Genomic DNA, 20,183 nt, shown 5'->3' on the forward strand with positions numbered 1-20,183 from the left:
AGCGCTAACAAATTCACCCCCTCCCTAAGCCACCCAATGGCTTTGGAGCAATGAAAAAGGGCTAGGAGGGCAAAAAATGCTTCGAAATCGCGCCCAAAGACAAAAAGAGCCCTCGTGCAAAAAGTGCGAGGGCTCCTTGCCTTAAAACGTGCGCACGTCCGTGAGGATCTCAGCGCCAAATTGGTCACTCAGGATGTGGGCACAAATTTTTGCAGCAGTGTCTTCTGCCTTGGCTAAGCCACCTTCGGCTTTCATCGACTTGAACTGATCCAGCAGAGCAAAATCCTCTTCCGGTGCAGAGCGAATGGTGGCCTGCATGCCGGTGTCGATCACACCAGGCGCAATGCTTTCCGCTTTCAGACCAGCCACCGCGTCTTCCACCATCGCGCGCGCGTGCATGTCCATGGCCGCTTTGGTGGCGCAATAGACACTCCAACCGGTGTAGGCATTGCGCCCAGCGCCGCTGGAGATATGCGCGACCCGACGCTCCGCACCCTCTGTAGCCGCCACAAAGGCATCGCTCAAGATCAGTGCAGCGGTGACGTTCACAGCCAAAGACTGGGCAATTTTGCCTGCGTCCTGACGGCCAATTGGGGCGATGGGTTCCACAATGCCAGCGTTATTGATCAACACGGCCTCGCTTGCCCCCTCGAGGAAGCCCGCAAACTCTGCGCCTACGGCAAGGGCCGTCACAGCGTCTGTGTCACCCAAATCAAGCGCCAATTCGGTCAGGCCGGCAATGTCCGATCCAATACCAGACCGGGAAAGGCCCAGAACTTCATAGCCCGCCTCAATCAGGCAGGACACCATACCCGCGCCAAGCCCTTTGGAATGGCCCGTGATAATCGCCTTTTTCATCATCTTGCTCCCACAAGTTAATTTGTGAACCATCTCTACGCGGCTTTGACCGCGCGACGCAATTACTTGGTGATCAGAATGGCGCGGAAATCATTCACATTGGTGAGCGTTGGCCCCGGCACCACCTGCGCATCGATCTTTTCAAAGAAACTATGCGCGTCGTTTTCTGCCAAAGCGAGCGGCGCGTCCACGCCCTTCGCTTGTGCCGTTGCCAGCGTCTGTGGTGCAATCACCGCGCCCGCTACTTCAGCTGCACCATCGACACCGTCGGTATCACAGGCCAATGCGTGGATGCCTTCTGCCCCTTCGAGTGCAAGCGCCAAAGCCAAGGCAAATTCTGCATTCGGACCACCGACGCCATCCCCACGCCGTGTCACGGTCAGCTCGCCGCCAGACAGAAGCACCCGAGGCCCACGCCCCACTTTTCCCTTGGCCAAGTCAGCCTGCGCTTGCGCCACATCGCGCGCTTCGCCTTCCAGCGCATCCCCAAGGATTTCCACGCGCAGTCCGGCCGCCTCTGCGACCTCCTGCGCCGCCTGCAACGACTGTAACGGCGAAGCAAACAAGATGTTTTCTGTGGTCGACAACCGCTCATCATCCGGCATCACCACACCGGCATGTGCCCGCGCCGCCGCCTCGACATGCTCCGGCAAAGTAACGCCAAACGGAGCCAATGCGGCCAGCGCGCAGTCCAGGTTTTCCGGCTCTGCCACGGTAGGACCAGAGCCAATCATGCCCGGATCATCGCCCGGCACGTCCGAAATCAGATAGCTCACCACTTTGGCTGGATAGGCCGCCGCCGCAAGCTGTCCCCCTTTGGCCTGACACAGATGTTTGCGCAGTGCATTCATCGCCGAAATTGGCGCACCGGAGGCCAGCAATTCCGCATTCACCTGCTTTAACGCGTCCAATGTCACCCCTGGCACCGGCGCGGTCAGCAGTGACGACGCCCCTCCGGAAATCAAGCATACCACCGTGTCTTCTGCAGTTAAACCGCGCATCAGCTCCAGCATTTCCAGCGTCGCCACTTCCCCCGCAGCATCCGGCACAGGGTGCGCCGCAGACGTAATGGTGATCCCCGTACATGGCCGCTCGTAACCGTAGCGCGTGATGACCAATCCCTCACAAGGCCCCCAGGCGCTTTCCAATGCCTCCGCCATACGCGCACTGGCCTTGCCGGCGCCAACCACAATCAACCGGCCTTCGGGTTTTTTACCCAAAACGCCCGGCAAAGCAGCCATCGGATCGGCCACCGCCACCGCTTTGGCAAACAAGTCCCGCAAAAAACTGTCTGGATTGATGTCCATACTCATACTCCCCCCAAATGCACATGTTCTCCCGCCCCTTGGCATCTGACCATATGCGCGTCAAAACCCGCACCAAAGGAAATGTTTCCGCTAACATGCACAGTTTTACAGGCGGAGCAAGCCACCGCCTCTGGTCCCGCTGCACGCCTGTCTTTCCAAGCCCCGCAACCTGCCCTACTGTGCCGCGACTTTCTTAGCCTGCGAGCCCCCCATGGCCCAAATCAGCCTGAAACAGCTTCAAGCCTTTGTGGCGGTTGCCGACTTGCAAAGCTTCCGCCGTGCAGCGGATCGGCTGAACACCACGCAGCCCAACATCTCCACCCGCATCGCCGGTCTGGAAAGCCAAATTGGCCACTCGCTGATGGCTCGGGATGCTGGTTCCGTACGGCTCAGCCCGATGGGGGAAAAGCTCCTGCCAGAAGCACGCAATGTCTTGCTGGCAATGGACAAGTTCCTGCTTACCGCAGCGGATGACACTCTCTTTGACGGCACCCTGCGCATTGGCGTGACCGAGATGATTGTGCACACGTGGCTTGGCGAGTTCTTCTCCGCGCTCAAGCAACGCTTTCCCAATATCGACATGGACCTGACCGTTGATCTGTCGGTGAACCTGTCCCGCGATTTGACGGAGCGCAGGATCGATCTTGCCCTGCAAAGCGCGCCGTTTGAACGCCAGATCAGTGGCAACGCTGACCTTGGGCCCCTGCCAATGTTGTGGGTCGGCAGCCCCAAACTGGACTTGTCCTCCAAAGTGCTGAGCCTGCACGATCTGGCGCAACATCCCGTCTTGACCCACGCCCGCGGCACGATTCCTTACAACCAGATGCAGGATCATTTTGCCGCGTTCTCCGATATCTCGGTGCGTCATGTGTCGTCGTCCAACCTCGCTGCCTGTCACCAAATGACCCGTGACGGGTTGGGCGTGGCCTGCCTACCCGAAGCCATGGTGCGCGAGGACTTGGCCAATGGCACCTTGGAGCCCCTGCGCTACCTCTGGGTGCCCGACGCGCTGCAGTTCTACGCCCGCTATGATGCAGACACCTGCCCCAGTTTTGTAGGCGCCGCCGCCGAACTGGCACAGCAGGTCGCCCAGGCTCACGCCGCAAGATAAATTTCCTTAATCCAATTCATGAAATCTAATAATTGGATTTCATCACCCGCGCCGCTTAGCCTCTTCCTCAAGGAAAAGGGAGGCACTTTGCGATGCCATCACACGCAGCCCGATTGGGCGTCGACATCGGCGGAACATTCACGGACGTGGTTTTGGAAATCGGTGAAAACCGGTTTTCCACCAAAGTGTTGACCACCTACGCCGCGCCGGAAAATGCAATTGTGGACGGCATGCAAAAGGTCTGCGCCAAAGCGGGCGTGGCACCAAATGTGATCGAGCAGATCATCCACGGCACCACGTTGGCCACCAATGCGCTGATCGAGCGGCGTGGCGCCAAAACCGCTCTGATCACCACCGAAGGCTTCCGCGATGTGATCGAAATGCGCACCGAAAGCCGGTTTGAGCAGTATGACCTGAACCTCACTTTGCCGGAGCCACTGTTACCGCGCAACCGCCGCTATGTGCTGCGCGAACGCATGGATGCCACAGGTGCCGCCCTGATCCCGCTGGACCGCGCCGACATCGAGGCACTGGCCGACGAGCTGGCTGAAGCCAACTACGAAAGCATCGCCGTCGGTCTGCTGCACTCCTATGTGAATGACGCCCACGAACGTCTGATCGCAGAGGTCCTCGCGGAAAAACTGCCCGGCGTGATGGTCTCGTTGTCCTGCGAGGTCTCCCCGCAGATGCGCGAATATGAACGCTTCAACACCACCATCGCCAATGCCTATATCAAGCCGCTGATGAAATCCTACCTGGGTCGTTTGAAAGACCGCCTGGCAGCCGAGGGCGCCGCGTGTCCGGTTTTCCTTATGCACTCTGGTGGCGGCATCATGTCCTTGGAAAGCGCCGCGAATTTCCCGGTGCGTCTGGTCGAAAGTGGCCCGGCGGGGGGCGCGATTTTTGCCGCCGACATCGCGGCCAAACATGGGCTCACCAAAGTGCTGAGCTTTGACATGGGCGGCACCACCGCCAAAATCTGCCTGATCAAGGATCAAACGCCCAAAACCACCCGCGTGTTTGAAGTCGCCCGCACCTATCGCTTCAAAAAAGGCTCCGGCATGCCAATTTCGATCCCGGTGATCGACATGGTTGAAATTGGCGCAGGGGGCGGTTCGCTCGCCCATGTCGACGCGATGAATCAAATCCGCGTTGGTCCAGAAAGCGCAGGGTCCGAGCCCGGCCCAGCCTGTTATGGCCGTGGCGGCGCAAATCCAGCTGTGACCGACGCCGACCTGATCCTGGGCAAGCTGGACCCAAACAACTTTGCCGGCGGCTCAATCCCCCTGCATCCCGACAATTCGGCCAAGGCGCTGGACACTGTGATTGGCAAAACGCTCGACATGGACGCCACCGAGGCCGCCTTTGGCCTCGCTGAAGTGGTGGATGAAAACATGGCCAACGCCGCCCGCGTGCATGCGGTGGAAAACGGCGAAGACCTGTCTGAGTACACCATGATTGCCTTTGGCGGCGCAGCGCCGCTACACGCCGCACGGCTGTGCGAAAAACTCGGTGTCTCCCGCTGCCTTGTGCCGCAAGGTGCAGGCGTTGGCTCGGCCATCGGCTTCCTGCGCGCGCCGTTTAGCTTTGAGGCCAACCGTTCGGTCTTCATGCGGTTGAGAGATTTTAACGCCGCAAGAGTGAAAGCCCTATTTGAGGACATGTCGGATGAGGCCACGCGTTTTGTACGCTCTTGCAACGCTGACGCAGAAATTCTACGCGATCACAAAGTCTACATGCGGTATTCCGGTCAGGGTTGGGAGATTCCAATCTCGCTGACGGCTGATCAGGCTGCCAATCCGAACGCGGCCACTTTTCTCGAGATGTTTGAGACAGATTACAAAGCCCTGTTTGGCCGTGCCGTGGATGGCATGGAGGTTGAAATCACCGTCTGGAGCGTAAACGCCCACACCGCACAGCACGCCTCTTCCCCGCTCTCAGACATCGGCACCCTCACATCTCTCGCCCCCGGTGAAACACGCCCGCTGTTTGATCCGGCCTTAGCCAAAACCGTCGACGCCGCCGTGATCGCCCGCACCGATCTGCCAAGTGGCCACATCGCCCAAGGCCCCGCCGTGGTGACCGAGGATGAAACCACCGTGGTTGTGCCCGCCAGCCGCGAGGTGCTGACCCACGCTGATGGCACGCTGGACGTGCGCACAAAGGAGATCGCCCAATGACCGAGCACAGCAAAGTTGCCTATCAGGTCATGTGGAACCGCATGATCTCCGTAGTCGAAGAACAGGCACAAGCGCTTGTGCGCACCGCGTTCTCCACCTCCGTGCGCGAGGCGGGCGACCTGTCTGCCGGAGTTTACAACGACGCAGGAGAAATGCTTGCCCAAGCCGTCACCGGCACACCGGGCCATGTGAACGCCATGGCGGATGCTGTGGGCCATTTCATCCGTCGCATCGGGCGCGAGAACATGTTTGAGGGCGACGTTTATCTGACCAACGATCCGTGGGAAGGCACCGGCCACAAACACGACATCACTGTTGTGACGCCCTCTTTCCACCAGGGCACGCTGATCGGTTTTTTTGCCTGCACAGCCCATGTCACCGACATCGGCGGGCGCGGTTTTGGCGCGGATGCCAATGACGTGCACGAAGAAGGGCTTTACCTGCCGATTATGAAGTTTGCGGATCGCGGCACAGTGGATCAAACTCTGCTTACCCTAATCCGGGGCAATGTGCGCGAGCCGGATCAACTTGTCGGTGACATCTACGCGCTGGCCAACAGCAACGAAATTGGCCACCGCCGCCTGATCGAAATGGTTGAGGAGTTTTGCCTTGCCGATCTTGCGGGCATCTCTAACTTCATCCTGACTAACTCTCGCGAAGCTACGCTGGCGCGTATCAACGCGCTTACGCCGGGCAGCGCGAGCGGCCATTTGCGCATCGACGGCTACGATACGCCGATCGACCTGCACGTCAAACTGACCATCGAGAAAGACCGCATCCTGAGCGATTGGGCTGGCACGTCTGGCTTGGACAAAAAAGGCATCAACGTGCCGCTGGTCTACACCAAAGCCTATGCCTGCTACGCGTTAAAATGTGCAATCGCGCCGGAAATCCCCAACAACGCCGCCTCGCTGGCCCCGTTCGAGATCACCGCGCCGGACAACAGCATTGTGAATGCCAAGTTCCCGGCCCCCGTCGCTCTGCGCCACGTAATTGGCCATATGGTGCCCGACACCGTCTACAACGCACTCGACAAGCTTTTGCCCAACACCGTGCCCGCTGAGGGTGCAGGTTGTCTCTGTAACTTCCAGGTTTCCCTGCGACCGCGCAGGGATGGGCAAGCGCCCGAAAATGCGGTGCGCGCCGAGGTGTTGACGTTCAACTCCGGTGGCTCCGGCGCACGGCCGACATTGGATGGCATGAACGCCACCGCCTTCCCGTCTGGCGTGATGACCATGCCGGTGGAAGCCACGGAACAGGTTGGCCCGGTGCTGATCTGGCGCAAAGAGCTGCGCCCGGACAGCGGCGGCGCGGGTGAATTCCGCGGCGGTTTGGGACAATACATGGATGTGGGTGCGCGTGAAGGCTACGAATTTGACATCTCCCTGATGCTGGACCGTGTGGACCACCCGGCGCAAGGCCGTCGCGAGGGCGGCGCCGGTGGCGCCACTCGTCTGGCCCGCTCCGATGGCGCAGCGGTGCGCGGCAAAGGCAAACAATTTATACCCCACGGCACAGTGGTGCAAATGGGCTTCCCCGGCGGCGCTGGCTACGGTACCCCAAACCGTCGTGATCCGGCGCGTGTCACACGCGATCTTGCGCTTGGCTACATCACCCCGGAGCATGCGGCAGAGCATTACAACATGTCGGCAAAAGAAATTGCCGAGGCCCTGTCGCGGGCCAAACGGGGAGACATCGTCTAATGGCAGCAGGCGCAATGGCCACCAAGCCAACCAAATCATCTTACGATGTGGTAATCATCGGTGGGGCGATCATGGGATCCTCCACCGCGTGGTTTTTGTCCGACAACCCGGATTTTACCGGCTCGGTTTTGGTGGTGGAAAAAGACCCAACTTACGAGTTCAGCTCCACCGCCCACACCAACTCCTGTATGCGACAGCAGTTTTCCAATCAGTTGAACGTTCAAATCTCTCAGTTCGCCGCAGACTTTGTGAAAAACCTGCGCAAACACATGGGTGGGGACGACCGCGTGCCGGAGTTGGATATTCAGAACTACGGATACCTGTATCTCGCGGACACCGAAGACTTTGCCCAAACCCTACGCGACAACCAAAAGGTCCAACGTGCGGCAGGTGCGGAAACGCAACTCCTGTCCGCCGAGGAGATCGCCGCCCGTTATCCGTTCTACAACGTCGACGACATCGTTCTGGGTTCGATCAACACCAAAGACGAAGGTTATTGGGACGGCGGTGTGGTGTTTGACTGGTTCCGCCGCTCCGCCCGCGAGCGTGGTGTGGAATACGTGCAGGGTGAAGTGGTCGCCATGGCGCGCGAAAGGGGCAAAATCACGTCTGTAACCTTGGCCTCTGGCGATGTGGTAAATTGCGGTCAGGTGGTGAACGCTTCCGGACCGCGCGCTGCGCGCACCTCAGAAATGGCGGGCATTCCTATGCCGGTGGAACCACGCAAGCGCTTCACCTGGATCTTCTCTGCGGAACAACCTCTGCCGATGGAGCTGCCACTGACCATCGACCCCTCCGGCGTTCACGTCCGCCAAGATGGCCCCAACACCTACCTCGCGGGTGCCGCACCTGATCCAGACCCAGCCGTGGCGTTTGATGATTTCCACATGGATCACAACCGCTGGCAGGATCACGTCTGGCCCATCATCGCCACCCGTATACCGCAGTTTGAAGCCATCAAAGTGGTCACGGAATGGACGGGCCATTACGCCTATAACACCCTGGATCAAAACGCGATTTTGGGTGCACACCCGGAAGTCACCAACTTCATCTTCCAGAACGGCTTCTCCGGCCACGGGTTGCAACAAAGCCCCGCCATGGGCCGTGCCGTGGCAGAATTACTGACCTACGGGGAATTTCGCACCCTAGACATGGCGCCCTTTACGTTTGAACGTGTCCTCAACAATGACCCCATAGTTGAGAAGGCCGTGATCTGATGGTGCAATCCAACCCGTTCCTGACCGCAATCCGCGAAGGCAAACCTCAAATTGGCCTCTGGGTCTCGCTTGGCGATCCCCTGACCACCGAAGTGGTCGCGGGCGCAGGCTATGACTGGCTGCTCCTCGACATGGAACATGGCGCGGGAGAGCTCTCGGATGTGCAGGCACAGATGCAGGTCATCAAAGGCTATGACAGCACCGCCATTGTGCGCCCGGATTGGAACGATCCGGTGAAAGTCAAACGCCTGATGGACATGGGCGCGCCCGGACTTCTGTTCCCGATGGTGCAAAACGCCGAAGAAGCCGCCGCTGCTGTCGCCGCCACCCGCTATCCCCCCAAAGGTATGCGCGGCTATGGCGGCACCACCCGCGCCACCGGATTTGGACGTGACAAGAGCTATACCAGCACCGTGGATGACCAGACCGCTGTGCTGGTGCAGGTCGAGTCCTTGCAAGCGCTGGACAACGTCGAAGCCATTGCAACCACCGATGGCGTCGATGGGGTCTTCTTCGGTCCCGCCGACATTGCCGCCGACATGGGCTACCTCGGCCAAGCCATGCATGACGACGTCTGGGCCAAAATCCTGCCTGCCGCCATGCGATTGATTTCCAAAAAAATACCCGTTGGCACCTTGGTGCGTGACGTGGATTTTGCCCGTCGCCTATTGGGCGCGGGGTTCACCTTAGTCGCCTGCGGCTCGGATGCCGGCCTTTTGGCCCGCGCCGCTGACACTTTACTAGAAGACGTGAAAGCTCCCTGACCATGAAGAAACTTGTCCTCACCGGCGCCGCTGGCCGCCTTGGCTCTTACCTGCGTGAGCCACTGACCCAACTGGCAGATGAATTGGTCTCCACCGACATCGCTGAGGACATTGGCACGCTTTATGACGGCGAAAGCTACGTGCAGGCGGATCTGGCGGATCTGGATGCCATGATCGACGTGCTGAAAGACGCGGACATGGTGGTGCATTTTGGCGCGATTGGTGATGAGGCCCCGTTTGAGGATATCCTTGGCCCCAACATCATTGGTGCCCATAACGTCTGGGAAGCAGCCTACCGCAATGGCGTGAAACGGGTGATCTACGCCAGCTCTGTGCACGCCGTGGGCATGCACAAAATCGCTGACAACATCGGGATTGACGCGCCGCACCGTCCGGACACTTTTTATGGCCTCGCCAAGTGTTTTGCCGAAGATCTGGGCCGGATGTATTGGGACAAACGTGGCGTGGAAAGCGTACACATGCGCATTTTCTCCTGTGCGCAAGTGGTCGCGCCGCGCTCCCTGTCCACATGGCTCAGCTATGATGACCTGATCCGCATGGTCACCGCCGCAATCACCGCGCAAACCGTTGGTTTTTCAATTGTCTACGGCATTTCCAACAATGATCGCGCTCCGGTGCACAACACCGGCGCCGGTCATATTGGGTACAAACCACAAGACAACGCGGAGCAGTTTGCCGAGACCGTTCTGGCCAACGCCCCCCCAGCCGATCCGACCAATTTGGCGCAGATGACCATTGGCGGGCCATTTGCCACCATCCCTTTGGGTGAGAGCGGGCTCGCCACAATGACCATCGTGGACGACAGCAAGAAAACCTAAGCGTTATTTCCCGTCCACACGGGGGGCGACAGCCATTGGGAAAATCGCGATCAGGAATAGCACCATCGCCGCCACCCAAAGCCCCCCGGCCAACATCAGCGTAAAGTCATAAACCGCGACCAGGGCGCTCTGCCCCACCCAACGCATCAACGCGGCGCTGGCCATAGCCGCATAGGACCAAACCAGAGGTTTTGACGCGATCAAGGCGCGGCCAGTGTGCCCCAAAGCTGCGCGGCTCATCACCGCCAGCGTCATACCGCCAACGCAACCGATGCCAAGCACGTGGATCGCGGCCAGCTCTTGACCGACGCCAAATCCGGACAGCCCATACAGAAGCAAACCCACCGCCAAAAACGCCATACTAATGTGAAGCGACCACAAAATTGGCTGGCTTACAGTCCATAGACTCTTCCACCCACTGAGCCGCGCCAGTTGCGTGGCTCCGGCCAGGAGCGCGGCGCAGGTCAACAGAACATCGACTCCGCTCATCGCCGCCCAAGGCAGTGCCAGCGAGGTCACCATCGCAACCTTGTTCAAGACATCCGGTGTCTGTGGCCAGCCATTTTCAGGCACCTCCGCGCGCTTCATCGCATTGCGCGTAAACGCCGGTGTGACCCGTCCGCCCAACACGCCAATCAACCCCACCAAGGTCATCAACCCACCGACAATGCCCTGTCGGGCCGTGTTCGTTGTCAGTCCTACCCATTCCAGATGTACAAGCAGATTGCTCACCCACAGAGCCACCAGCATAGACAGAAGTACCATGTTCTGTGGCTTCGGCCGTTTCAGCAACTGATTTAGGATTTTCCAAGCCAATACAGGCACAAACAAAAGATCTGCTACCATTGCGGTCATTGGAGGCACCACCCCCATCGGCCATAGTGCAATCCGGCCAATCAGCCACAATCCAAACACGCCGGCAATGTACCCAACACGCGCGCCTTTGGTGCCGGTCCAATTAGGCACCGCTGTGAGGAAAAACCCGCCAATTGCCGCCGCACCGTAGCCAAAAACCATCTCATGCGCATGCCATTGGCTTGGTGCCATATCCAGACTGTCCATCCCGGCACCACCGGAGGCCAATGACAACGTCCACAGCAGCCCGGCCCCGGCGCCAAAGACACCTGCCGCAAGAAAAAACACCCGAAAGCCTTCTGAAAACACACGCAGAATCGCGGACATGATTCACCTATTGCATTACCTGTTCGCCGCGAGCCTAGGCCGCGCTGGCCAACCGCCACTTGACCAAACCCAAGCGTAAACAACAAAGTGAGAAAAAGTCACAGAGCACAAACGCAATAAGCCGGAACGCTCCGCGTCCCGACTTAAAGTTTCTAAAAAATATCAGTGTGTTAGGCAGCAACCTGATTGGCAACCTCACGACAATCATTCTCGCCTTCCGCGTCGTAACCCTCCCCTTCGGGCGACAATGCAAACTCGCCAATCAGCTGCGCCATAGAGGTGGTGTCCCGTTGCATCGAGCCCACAGCGGCAGCTGTCTGCTCAACCATGGCCGCATTTTGCTGTGTCACATTGTCAAGCTGCGACAGGCTGCTGGCAATACCGCTCAGCCCTTCTGACTGCTCCAGCGAAGAGTTCGCAACCTGCGAGGTCAGCCCCGCCACGGCTTCTACCTTGTTCACGATATCCCCAAGCACACGACCAGCCTGATCCACCATCTCGACACCATTCTCGACCAAATCAGATGAGGCTTTGATCAATTCACTAATTTCTGCAGCAGATTCTGCCGCGCGCTGCGCCAGGCCACGCACCTCAGAAGCCACTACGGCAAACCCTCGACCGGCATCTCCAGCCCGGGCGGCTTCCACGCCAGCGTTGAGCGCCAAAAGATTGGTTTGAAACGCAATATCGTCAATCACGCCTGTAATCTGCGAAATCTGCGCGGAGGATTCCGCTATCTCGCGCATTTTTTCGACGGTCTCTTGCATCACATCCTGACCTGTTTTGGCCTTCTGGTGCGTCTGTGACATCATTGCGTCGGTTTCTTGTGTTGCGCTTGATGAGGATTGAACGCTTTTTGTGATTTGCTCCACCGACTGCGTGGTTTGCTCCAACGTCGCGGCCTGCGTTTCTGTTCGATGCGCCAGATCATCTGCCCCGGAGTTCACTTCCGCCGCCGTGAGGTCCAAATCCTCAGTGGCATTTTTGATGGATCGCATGACCTCGCCCATGTCGCTCTGTAATGCATTAAAGCCAAGTCGCATGTCCTCATATCGTACCGGGAAGTCACTGTGCTCTGGGGAGGGAATGTCCTCGGACAAATCTTTGCGCCCCATGCGTCCCATGCCATCCCGAAGGTATCTGAACGCCCGCGCCTGCTCTTCTTGCTGAGCGTTGAAATAGGCCTCAATCACCAAATTCATGTCCAACGTGAACGCCCGCGTTAGCACAGAAAGCTGACGGGCCATCTCCGCCTTGCCAATTGGCCCCAATATTCTGCTGCTGCGCTTGAGAAACAACGTTTGGATATACGATGTCGCACGTGAGTAGCCTGCCAAATAGAGATCAAACGGCAGTTCAATGCGAAAATGCACCTCGCCGATGGTCTTGGTTGCGGCGGCAAAACCATCGTCAAACGTGCCACTCAGAAGTTTTGCCCAATGCTTCTTTTGTTGATTGCGTGCATGTTCTAGCAAACCTTCGGTATGGAAAAACCTTGCGGCATCTTCTTGTGCGTAGTCGTAGAAATAGTCGAGAACTTCGTCCAACCAAGGGATCACTTTGGCACCGGCACGTGCGAGTGTCTCGCCGTCTTTTCCGTTCAGTCCAAATTGCGTTACCGCGACAGCCAAATTCTGTGTCATCGTTAGGAGTACCCTTTCCCGGTTGAAACTGCCTTTTGCCTTTCTAAATAGCCGGGTGTTAACAGAGTGCTTAAACATACCAATTTCTGTGTGGGTTTTCAGAGGATTGGGAAGGTTTACTTATTAAGTAATACCGATTTTCGAGGCAGGACAAATTGCAGCGCCTGAGGTTTTACCGAAACTTCAAACCGGTCTGCCACCATGGGTTCACCGTCCAAATTCATGTGAAACGGCGTCTCCGTTTCAATGATAGCGCTGCTGCATTGGTAGCGTTGCAAGAAGGCTTCAGTGGGATCATCGTCTCCAACCAAATCCAACATCGAGCCTGCTCCCCCCTGAAAGCTCTCTTTCGACAGAAGCGCCAGATCGAGCAGCCCATCGGTCACATCCGCGAGTGGTGCCACGTCAAAGCCACCTCCGGCAAACCGGCTATTGCCAACGATCAGCGCCGTGATCTCTGCGTCAAAGGAGTCATCACCAGCCACCGAAATCCGCGCTTTGGTTGGATGCAATTCAGAGAGCCGTGTCAAACCTGATAGCGTGTAGGCCAGCCCACCGAGACGGCGTTTTACGTCCGCCGGTGTTGTGGATGTGATCATCGCGCCAAATCCCCCGCTGGCAACATTCACAAAGTGCTCTCCATTAATGACACCAACATCAATTGGCGTCGCGTCTTCAGTGGCCGCCACTCGGATTGAATGCAAAAGATCATCACCTGCGTCACCAAAAGCGCGGGCAAAGTCGTTGGCCGTGCCTAGCGGCACCAAGCCCATCGACAGACCTGCATCCCTCGGAAACTGCATCAGCGCATTACACACCGCGTTGGCTGTACCATCGCCACCAGCACCCACCACGCGGGTCACACCATCGGCCACGGCACGTTCCAAAATCTGCATGAATTGCGCGCCGTTCCAAGGCACCCAGACGTCAATGTCCAAGTCCTGCTGAAGCGACATCAAAGCCTCCCGCACATCGGCGCGGGCGGCAGACTTACCATTGAGTGTGAGGAGTGTTTTGTGGGTCATGACACCAGTCATGACGATCCCGGCCTGTCAATCAAGCCGGGAGCAGTGTTTTTTTTCAGGAACGCTTAGGCCAGCGCTTCGATGCGTGCGCCTGCAAACTGATCGACCATCGCCCGGCCAGCAGCATCGTCCATCAGGCACAGGGCGGTGGACAAGGCGTCCGCCACAACAGCCTTCGGTGCAGAGACAGAGGCCAACGCCTGAACGCTTGCCGCGCCATTTGGCAGGAAGATATGGCCTTCGGTGCCAGACAGCACTGTGCCCGACGGCGCGGAGGTTGCCAGCGCACGATCGGTCAGGGTCACGCGTGCGACAATATCGCCTTCTGGGGTTGCCACACCGGCTTTCCAGCCAGCGCCATCCGCCTTGGCACCCAGCGCGGCCACTTCGCCCATGTCCATCAGCACATTGGTCAGACCTGCGTCTTTCATCAGTGCAACAATGCGGTCGGTTACGTAGCCTTGCGCGATGCCGTTCAGGGTCAGCGCCATACCGTCGATGTCAAACTTCACCGCAGCGGTGTCAAATTGCACGTTCTGCCAGCCCACGAGGCCCTGCGCGCCCGTCACGTCGCCTTTGCCACCTTTGGCCAGCCACAGCGGCTGCACGGATGGGTCAAACGCACCGCTGCTGGCCTTGTTGATTGCGTCGCTCAAGCTCAGAACTTCCAGCAGCTCTGGCGCTGGCGCAGACAGAACACCGTCGCGGTTCAGCGTGGTCAGCGCGCTGTCGCGATACAGGGAAAAGATACCTTCCAGACGAGACAGCTCGGCCTCCACTGCGCCAAATATCGGCGCAGCTTCAGAAGCACTCATACCAGCGATCTTCATCTGGGCAGGTGCGCCGAGCGCAATACCGGACCAGGAGGCGGTTTCGGTTGCGGCTACGGCCATGCCCGCGGGCACAGCGGCGCTGGCGGCGGCGATGGTCAGAAAACGGCGGCGGTTCAAACGGGTCATGACGGGGTCTCCAACGTCTGATCTAAATCTATGGGTCCAAGGACTGCTTCGGTGGGAATAGCATCCAATGACATAATTTGCCCACCCCATTGGGTCGCAAAATTTGCCGCATCGTCCAGTTCTTTGAACGGAACCACCTCTTGAGCCCCCATTCCACCGGCCACTTTTGCCCCAACGACAAAATGTGCGCCCTCTGCCAGCACCCAGTTTTCGATTCCCGGCTGCTCCCAACTTGGGGCTGCGCCCATGTCACTTACATAAACGCCGATGATTTTCGCGTCCCGTTCTGGGCTTTTGAGATAAGCCACCATGTCACGGGTTTGCGCAAAAAACAGCGGCGCGGGATAACCTTCCAAATGGATCTGCCCTTTGGGGCCACCGTGCTCCGCAATATTCATTTGACAAAAGAAGCTCAGCGCCTCCTCGGTCAATGGCACGGGGTCCGGTGGTGCAACCGCCGCCTCTTCTTTACAGGCGGCCAACGCCAAAATCGCGGCCGCAGCAACAAGTACAACCCTCATGGCTCCACCCTCCGGAACGCCAGCCGGGCAAAAGCAAACCCCAGCAGAGGCCAAACCGCCAGCGACAGAGGTGCTGCCCAGCTTGGCAAAGCGGAGGCCGCGCCAACCATGCCGCTGGCCAAAGCCACGCTTTCAGAACTGGCAATGTTCCACAGGCGGAAAGCATCCGCCGGATTGGCCACCATCAGCCAAGGGAACAGGGTTTCGGTGAACCAACCACCAGAGTCCATCACCACTGCGCCCAGCAGGCCCAGATCGTAAAGCACCACAAAAATCAGCCAAAGCCCTGCCGCCATGCCCGCTGCAGCGGTGGCAGATTTTGCCAGAGAGGACACCATATAGCCTAAGGTCAGGAACACACCGCCCAGCAGCACTGAGGTGCCAATCAAGCGCAGAAGCGCCAGAACGCTCTCCTGCCCTGCACCGCCCATATAGGCGGCGATCGCCCCCGCCGTGCCAAAGCCAATGGTCATGGCGATAGTCAACGCCGCAAGGTGGGCCGAAAACTTGCCAAGCAGGATTTCGCCCCGTCCGGCTGGGTAGCTGAGCAGCAAGCCCAAGGAGCCGCGCTCCGCGTCACCGGCCACCGCATCAAAGGCCATCATTAGCGCCAATAGTGGTGCGAGATAGACCGACAGCGTGGTCATGGAGGTCACAGACACGGTGAGCATGTCCACGCCCAAAGTGCCGGTTGGTGCACTACCCGCAAAGGTCAAAGCCAGCGCAAACAATACCATGATCAGCGTTGCCATAAAGAGCCAACGGTTGCGCGCTAGAATCCGCATTTCCGCCTGTGCAATTGCCAGAAACCGCATCAGTGCAACTCCTCTTTGGCATAGAAACGATAGAGATCTTCGAGCCGTGGTGGCGTGATATCCACATCCGCCACTGCACCGCCCATTTCCGCGATCTTGCGCAGCATCTCCATTTTGCCAGCGGCGTCGATCTCGATCTCCACAGAGGCACCGTTCATACGACGCCCGCCGGTGACTTGAACCAGCGCTTCGGCGTCCGCCGTGGCGCGCACACGCATCTTGGTGCGCAATCCAGCTTTGGCAGACAGACCTGCCAACGTGTCATCGGCCACCAGATGGCCCTTGCGCATGATTGCAATGCGATCTGTACGCGCTTCCACCTCGGTTAGCGCATGGCTCGCAATCAGCACGGCACATCCTGCTGCAGCGAGCTCATCAATGATGGCATAGAGATCCTGGCGCGAAATCGGGTCAAGGCCACTGGTTGGCTCATCGAGCAGCGCAAGCTTAGGCTTACCCAATAGCACCTGCGCCAGGCCAAGACGCTGTCGCATGCCTTTGGAATAGGTGCCAATGCGCCGGTCCAGCGCATCCGCCAGCCCCACACGTTCCAGCAATCCGGCAATATCTGCCTTTTGCCCCGCAAGCCGCGCAAACAGCGTCAGCTGCTCGCGCCCTGTCAAAGCCGGGTGAAAGCTCACTGCTTCCGGCAAAAACGCGGTATCCGCCCGCGCCGCGCCGCTGCCCGGCTTGTGTCCCGCAATCTTCACACTGCCACTGCCCATTTTGGTCAGGCCCAACACGGTCTTGATCAGTGTCGACTTACCTGCGCCATTGTGGCCCAAAAGAGCGACGCGCTCGCCCGCTGAGACCGTCAGGTCCACACCATGCAACACGCGTGTTTGACCTCGATCTTTCACAAGGCCTTGTATTTCTAGGATCTTATCCGTCATGTTCCACCTTCTCCGCCGCCGCTGGTCGGACTGGTTTCATCAAAGGGTGGCTGTCAATCACGCCCCCCGGCAACAATGCCGGAAAGGCCGATTGTGACCACCGCACCATCTGCACGGCTGGCGAGCCCAGCAGCATCTTTGCTGCCGGCTGGCTCCAGAGCACATGGTCCATCGAGTCGTTTGGTCGATAAGGGCTGTCCGCAAACCCATCGCCGTTTACATCAAAAGCCGCATTGTCGCTCCAATAGTTGCCACGGCCGTCCTCAGACCACTCATGCCACTTGGAGGAGACAAATTTCACCTGCGTACGGTTGCCAACAAAGGCGTTGCCAACAATCCGGTTGTCCGCGCTGCCAGCGGTAAAGTGGATGCCAATACCGCAGCCCTCAAACCAGTTGTCGGAAAAGTCATTCTTGTTGGAATTATACAGGAAGGTGCATTTTTCCTTGGCGCTCTTCACATAGTTCCCGGTGATCTCGCTGCGGTTGGCGTAGTTCAACATCACACCATGTTCTCGGTCGTTGATCGACACGTTGTCTTTGACCTTCACATAGGTCGAAAACATCACCGCAAAGCCCAAATCATTGCCGATCGACACATTGCCGACCACTTCGGAGCGGTCCACATACATATAGTGCACGGCAAAACGCAGCTCGCGCATCTGATTATTGCGGAAGATGTTACGCTTGCTGGAATTTACAAAAATCCCGTCGCGGCCCCATTGGATGTCATTGTTCTCAACAATCGAACCCGGCGCGTTCCACACATAAATACCGTTGCCACGCCGGTTCATCAACCGGTCCTGACGCCCCTCAATACGGTTGCCCGCCACTAGCGAGTCCTTCGCTCCGTGAATATCAATACCGTAGAGGTTGCCCAGCAGCACATTGTCCAAAATCTGCGGTGCCTTTGCGGTCTTTTTTAACTGAATGCCGCTGTCGATGTCTTCATGGCGATCGCCAGAGCCAACAACAGTGAGTCCGCGCACCACCACGTCATTGCCGGTAACCGTAATCACCGACCCGTTGCCTTGCCCATCAAGGGTGGCATGGCCTTGACCATCCAGCGTCACAGCTTTCTCCAGCACCACGGTCTCATTGTAAGTGCCGGCAGCGAGGCGAAGGACGTCACCGTCCTCCGCCTGCGCCAATATCTCGGAAATGGCCCCGTCCCGCAGCGGCACGTCCCAGTCAGCCGCCGAAACAGCGGAGGCCAACAGAGCAAACACAGCAGAAAGGGACCATTTCATCATGACTTATGCGCCTTTTGGCTCAACAAACATCCGGCCGCGCATTTCCATGTGAAGCGCGTGGCAGAACCACTGGCAGTAGAACCAGTGTACACCAGGACGGCTGGCCACGAAGGTCACAGAGGCGGTCGCCTGTGGGCCCACTTCCATAGCCACACCGAAGTTCGCCATACAGAAGCCGTGGGTCAGATCGTCAATGTCATCCAGGTTGGTGACATAAACGGTGACTTCGTCGCCTTCTTTTACCGTGAAGTCTTCCAGCGAGAAGTTTGGCGCCTGGCTCGACATGTAGACGCGAACCTTGTTGCCGTCACGGATAACCGAGTCCTGCCAATCGTCAAGGTCAACACCATCCGCTTCGGCCTGTTTGCGCGCATCGTCCCAAATCGGGTCGTTGCGGTCATAGGCGTTTTTCGGGTTCACGATGTCGCGACGCACGATGATGCTGTCATGTGGTTCAGCAAAGGTTGGACCGTCGTGAACAACTTCCATCGAGGAACCGGTGATGTCGATCAACTGCTCGTTCTCTGGCTTCAGAGGACCAACGTTCAGGAACCGGTCTTTGGAGAACTTGTTCATCGAGACCAGCCACTTGCCGTCGGCGTCCTTGGTTTCACCCATGGAGGTCGAGTTGTGGCCCGGCTGATAGTGCACGTCCACTTTCTCAAGGATCGGATCCACATCTTCACCAGCATACTGTTTCACAGCCGCTTCAAGGTTCCATTTCACAACCTGAGAGTCCAAGAACAGTGTGGTGAAGCAGTTGCCCTGACCGTCATATGCGGTGTGAAGCGGACCAAGACCCAACTGTGGTTCTGCCACAATGGCGGAGCGTGGATCTGCGTCTTCTTCAAACAGTGCGTCCAGCTTGGTCACATCCATCACCGATACGGTTGGCGACAGTTTACCAGCGATACAAACGTGTTTGCCATCTGGTGCTGTGTTGATGCCGTGTGGGCTGTTCGGGATCGGAATGTAGCGGGTGTATTTCTTGTTGGAGCCCTTGCGGCCATCCACAATCTTCACACCGTTCAGTTCCTGATAATCACCGGTCTCGATCGCTTTCTCGATTTCCTTGAGGTTGAACACAACCACGTGGTCGAGCTCGCTCTCGGTCATCTCCGCCAGGTTCATACCCATTTCGGAGTTGTAGGAGGTCGAGAAGGCATATTTGCCCTGATAATCACAGTCGGTGTTGTCCAAGTTGCCGGACACCATCACCTGCCAGGCGATCTCCATCGTGTCACCGTCAATCGCGGTGTAGATATTGGTGTATTTGTCAGGCTCGTTCAGGATCGACCCGTCGTTCACCAGCGGTGCTTCGTGCTCACCATTGGCAAAGACATAACCCGTGCGCGGATATTTCTGCGGACGCAGACCATGGATGTCATGCGCGTTGGGGATCTCAATGATCTTGTCACACTTCATGATGTCCACACGCACGCGCGCAACACGGGTGTTGGCTTTGTCGTTCATGAACAGGTAACGGCCGTCATAGGTGCCGTCAGTGAACGACATATGCGGGTGGTGCAAGTCGCCGTTGTCGTAGGTTTTTTTGCCATTGGCCGCAAGGAATTCCTTGGTCTTGTCGGTCAGACCTTCGGTCAGAATCTTCAGCGATTCATTGGTCTGGCCCCAGCCCGTGGCAGAGCAGCGGTTGAACACCGGAACCCGCATCAGCTCACGCATGGACGGCACCCCAAGGACACGCATCTCACCGGCCTGACCGGAAGACCAGAAGCCGTAGTATTCATCGAGCTCGCCTGGCGCCATGGACGCTTTTCCGGACGCAGCAGCGGGGCTTGCGCCACCAACCAGCGAACCAACACCAGTACCGGCCAAAACTGCGCCGGTGGCTGCTGCCCCCATTACGCCGCGACGGCTCACTTTCATGTTTTTCAGGTCTTCAGACATTGT

At 58.1% G+C, this 20,183-nt stretch carries 17 protein-coding genes; 6 read left to right on the forward strand and 11 right to left on the reverse strand.

Annotated elements, in window-relative coordinates; translation table 11 throughout:
• Positions 1-141: 141 nt before the first annotated feature.
• Positions 142-858 carry an SDR family NAD(P)-dependent oxidoreductase gene (locus QOL67_RS17425; protein ID WP_283427263.1) on the reverse strand — a complete coding sequence of 239 codons (717 nt, stop codon included), beginning with the start codon at positions 856-858 and terminating at the stop codon, positions 142-144.
• 62 nt (positions 859-920) lie between these two features.
• Positions 921-2,165: a glycerate kinase type-2 family protein gene (locus tag QOL67_RS17430; RefSeq protein ID WP_430458962.1), complete on the reverse strand. Its 1,245-nt coding sequence runs from the start codon at positions 2,163-2,165 to the stop codon at positions 921-923.
• A gap of 211 nt (positions 2,166-2,376) precedes the next feature.
• Here QOL67_RS17430 and QOL67_RS17435 point away from each other — a divergent pair, with 211 nt between their 5' ends.
• The 6 genes from QOL67_RS17435 (at position 2,377) to QOL67_RS17460 (ending at position 9,979) form a co-directional block, all read left to right on the forward strand.
• Positions 2,377-3,276 (forward strand): LysR family transcriptional regulator, encoded by a 900-nt coding sequence (locus QOL67_RS17435; RefSeq protein WP_283427265.1) that lies wholly within the window; start codon positions 2,377-2,379, stop codon positions 3,274-3,276.
• A gap of 92 nt (positions 3,277-3,368) precedes the next feature.
• Entirely contained in the window at positions 3,369-5,456 is a 2,088-nt protein-coding gene (locus QOL67_RS17440; protein WP_283427266.1) for a hydantoinase/oxoprolinase family protein, read from the forward strand.
• Positions 5,453-7,159 carry a hydantoinase B/oxoprolinase family protein gene (locus QOL67_RS17445; protein ID WP_283427267.1) on the forward strand — a complete coding sequence of 569 codons (1,707 nt, stop codon included), beginning with the start codon at positions 5,453-5,455 and terminating at the stop codon, positions 7,157-7,159. The genes QOL67_RS17440 and QOL67_RS17445 overlap by 4 nt, the downstream gene beginning before the upstream one ends.
• Complete coding sequence (locus QOL67_RS17450) at positions 7,159-8,376, forward strand: NAD(P)/FAD-dependent oxidoreductase (protein ID WP_283427268.1); 1,218 nt, start codon at positions 7,159-7,161, stop codon at positions 8,374-8,376. Before QOL67_RS17445 ends, QOL67_RS17450 begins: the two co-directional genes overlap by 1 nt.
• Positions 8,376-9,140, forward strand: a complete 765-nt coding sequence (locus QOL67_RS17455) for an HpcH/HpaI aldolase family protein (protein WP_283427269.1) — start codon at positions 8,376-8,378, stop codon at positions 9,138-9,140. The genes QOL67_RS17450 and QOL67_RS17455 overlap by 1 nt, the downstream gene beginning before the upstream one ends.
• A gap of 2 nt (positions 9,141-9,142) precedes the next feature.
• A complete protein-coding gene (locus QOL67_RS17460) occupies positions 9,143-9,979 on the forward strand; it encodes an NAD-dependent epimerase/dehydratase family protein (RefSeq protein ID WP_283427270.1) in 837 nt (278 codons plus the stop codon).
• 3 nt (positions 9,980-9,982) lie between these two features.
• Here QOL67_RS17460 and QOL67_RS17465 read toward each other — a convergent pair whose 3' ends face one another.
• From QOL67_RS17465 to nosZ, 9 genes are all read right to left on the reverse strand, one after another.
• The gene (locus QOL67_RS17465) at positions 9,983-11,161 is read right to left on the reverse strand and encodes an NnrS family protein (protein WP_283427271.1); all 1,179 of its coding nucleotides are present in this window, start codon (positions 11,159-11,161) and stop codon (positions 9,983-9,985) included.
• A 170-nt stretch (positions 11,162-11,331) separates the two neighbouring features.
• Positions 11,332-12,804 carry a globin-coupled sensor protein gene (locus QOL67_RS17470; protein WP_283427272.1) on the reverse strand — a complete coding sequence of 491 codons (1,473 nt, stop codon included), beginning with the start codon at positions 12,802-12,804 and terminating at the stop codon, positions 11,332-11,334.
• Positions 12,805-12,920: 116 nt separating this feature from the next.
• The gene (locus QOL67_RS17475; RefSeq protein ID WP_283427273.1) at positions 12,921-13,829 is read right to left on the reverse strand and encodes a YegS/Rv2252/BmrU family lipid kinase; all 909 of its coding nucleotides are present in this window, start codon (positions 13,827-13,829) and stop codon (positions 12,921-12,923) included.
• A 65-nt stretch (positions 13,830-13,894) separates the two neighbouring features.
• Positions 13,895-14,788, reverse strand: coding sequence for an FAD:protein FMN transferase (locus tag QOL67_RS17480; RefSeq protein WP_283427274.1), 894 nt, complete (start codon positions 14,786-14,788; stop codon positions 13,895-13,897).
• Positions 14,785-15,309 carry a nitrous oxide reductase accessory protein NosL gene (locus tag QOL67_RS17485; RefSeq protein WP_283427275.1) on the reverse strand — a complete coding sequence of 175 codons (525 nt, stop codon included), beginning with the start codon at positions 15,307-15,309 and terminating at the stop codon, positions 14,785-14,787. Before QOL67_RS17485 ends, QOL67_RS17480 begins: the two co-directional genes overlap by 4 nt.
• Positions 15,306-16,127 (reverse strand): ABC transporter permease, encoded by an 822-nt coding sequence (locus QOL67_RS17490; protein ID WP_283427308.1) that lies wholly within the window; start codon positions 16,125-16,127, stop codon positions 15,306-15,308. Before QOL67_RS17490 ends, QOL67_RS17485 begins: the two co-directional genes overlap by 4 nt.
• Entirely contained in the window at positions 16,124-17,017 is an 894-nt protein-coding gene (locus QOL67_RS17495; protein ID WP_283427276.1) for an ABC transporter ATP-binding protein, read from the reverse strand. Before QOL67_RS17495 ends, QOL67_RS17490 begins: the two co-directional genes overlap by 4 nt.
• Positions 17,007-18,269 carry a nitrous oxide reductase family maturation protein NosD gene (locus tag QOL67_RS17500; RefSeq protein WP_430458963.1) on the reverse strand — a complete coding sequence of 421 codons (1,263 nt, stop codon included), beginning with the start codon at positions 18,267-18,269 and terminating at the stop codon, positions 17,007-17,009. The genes QOL67_RS17495 and QOL67_RS17500 overlap by 11 nt, the downstream gene beginning before the upstream one ends.
• 3 nt (positions 18,270-18,272) lie before the next feature.
• Positions 18,273-20,180 (reverse strand): TAT-dependent nitrous-oxide reductase, encoded by a 1,908-nt coding sequence (gene nosZ, locus QOL67_RS17505; protein ID WP_283427277.1) that lies wholly within the window; start codon positions 20,178-20,180, stop codon positions 18,273-18,275.
• Positions 20,181-20,183: the final 3 nt, after the last annotated feature.

The organism is Shimia sagamensis (assembly GCF_900182745.1).
Classification (GTDB): Bacteria; Pseudomonadota; Alphaproteobacteria; order Rhodobacterales; family Rhodobacteraceae; genus Shimia; species Shimia sagamensis.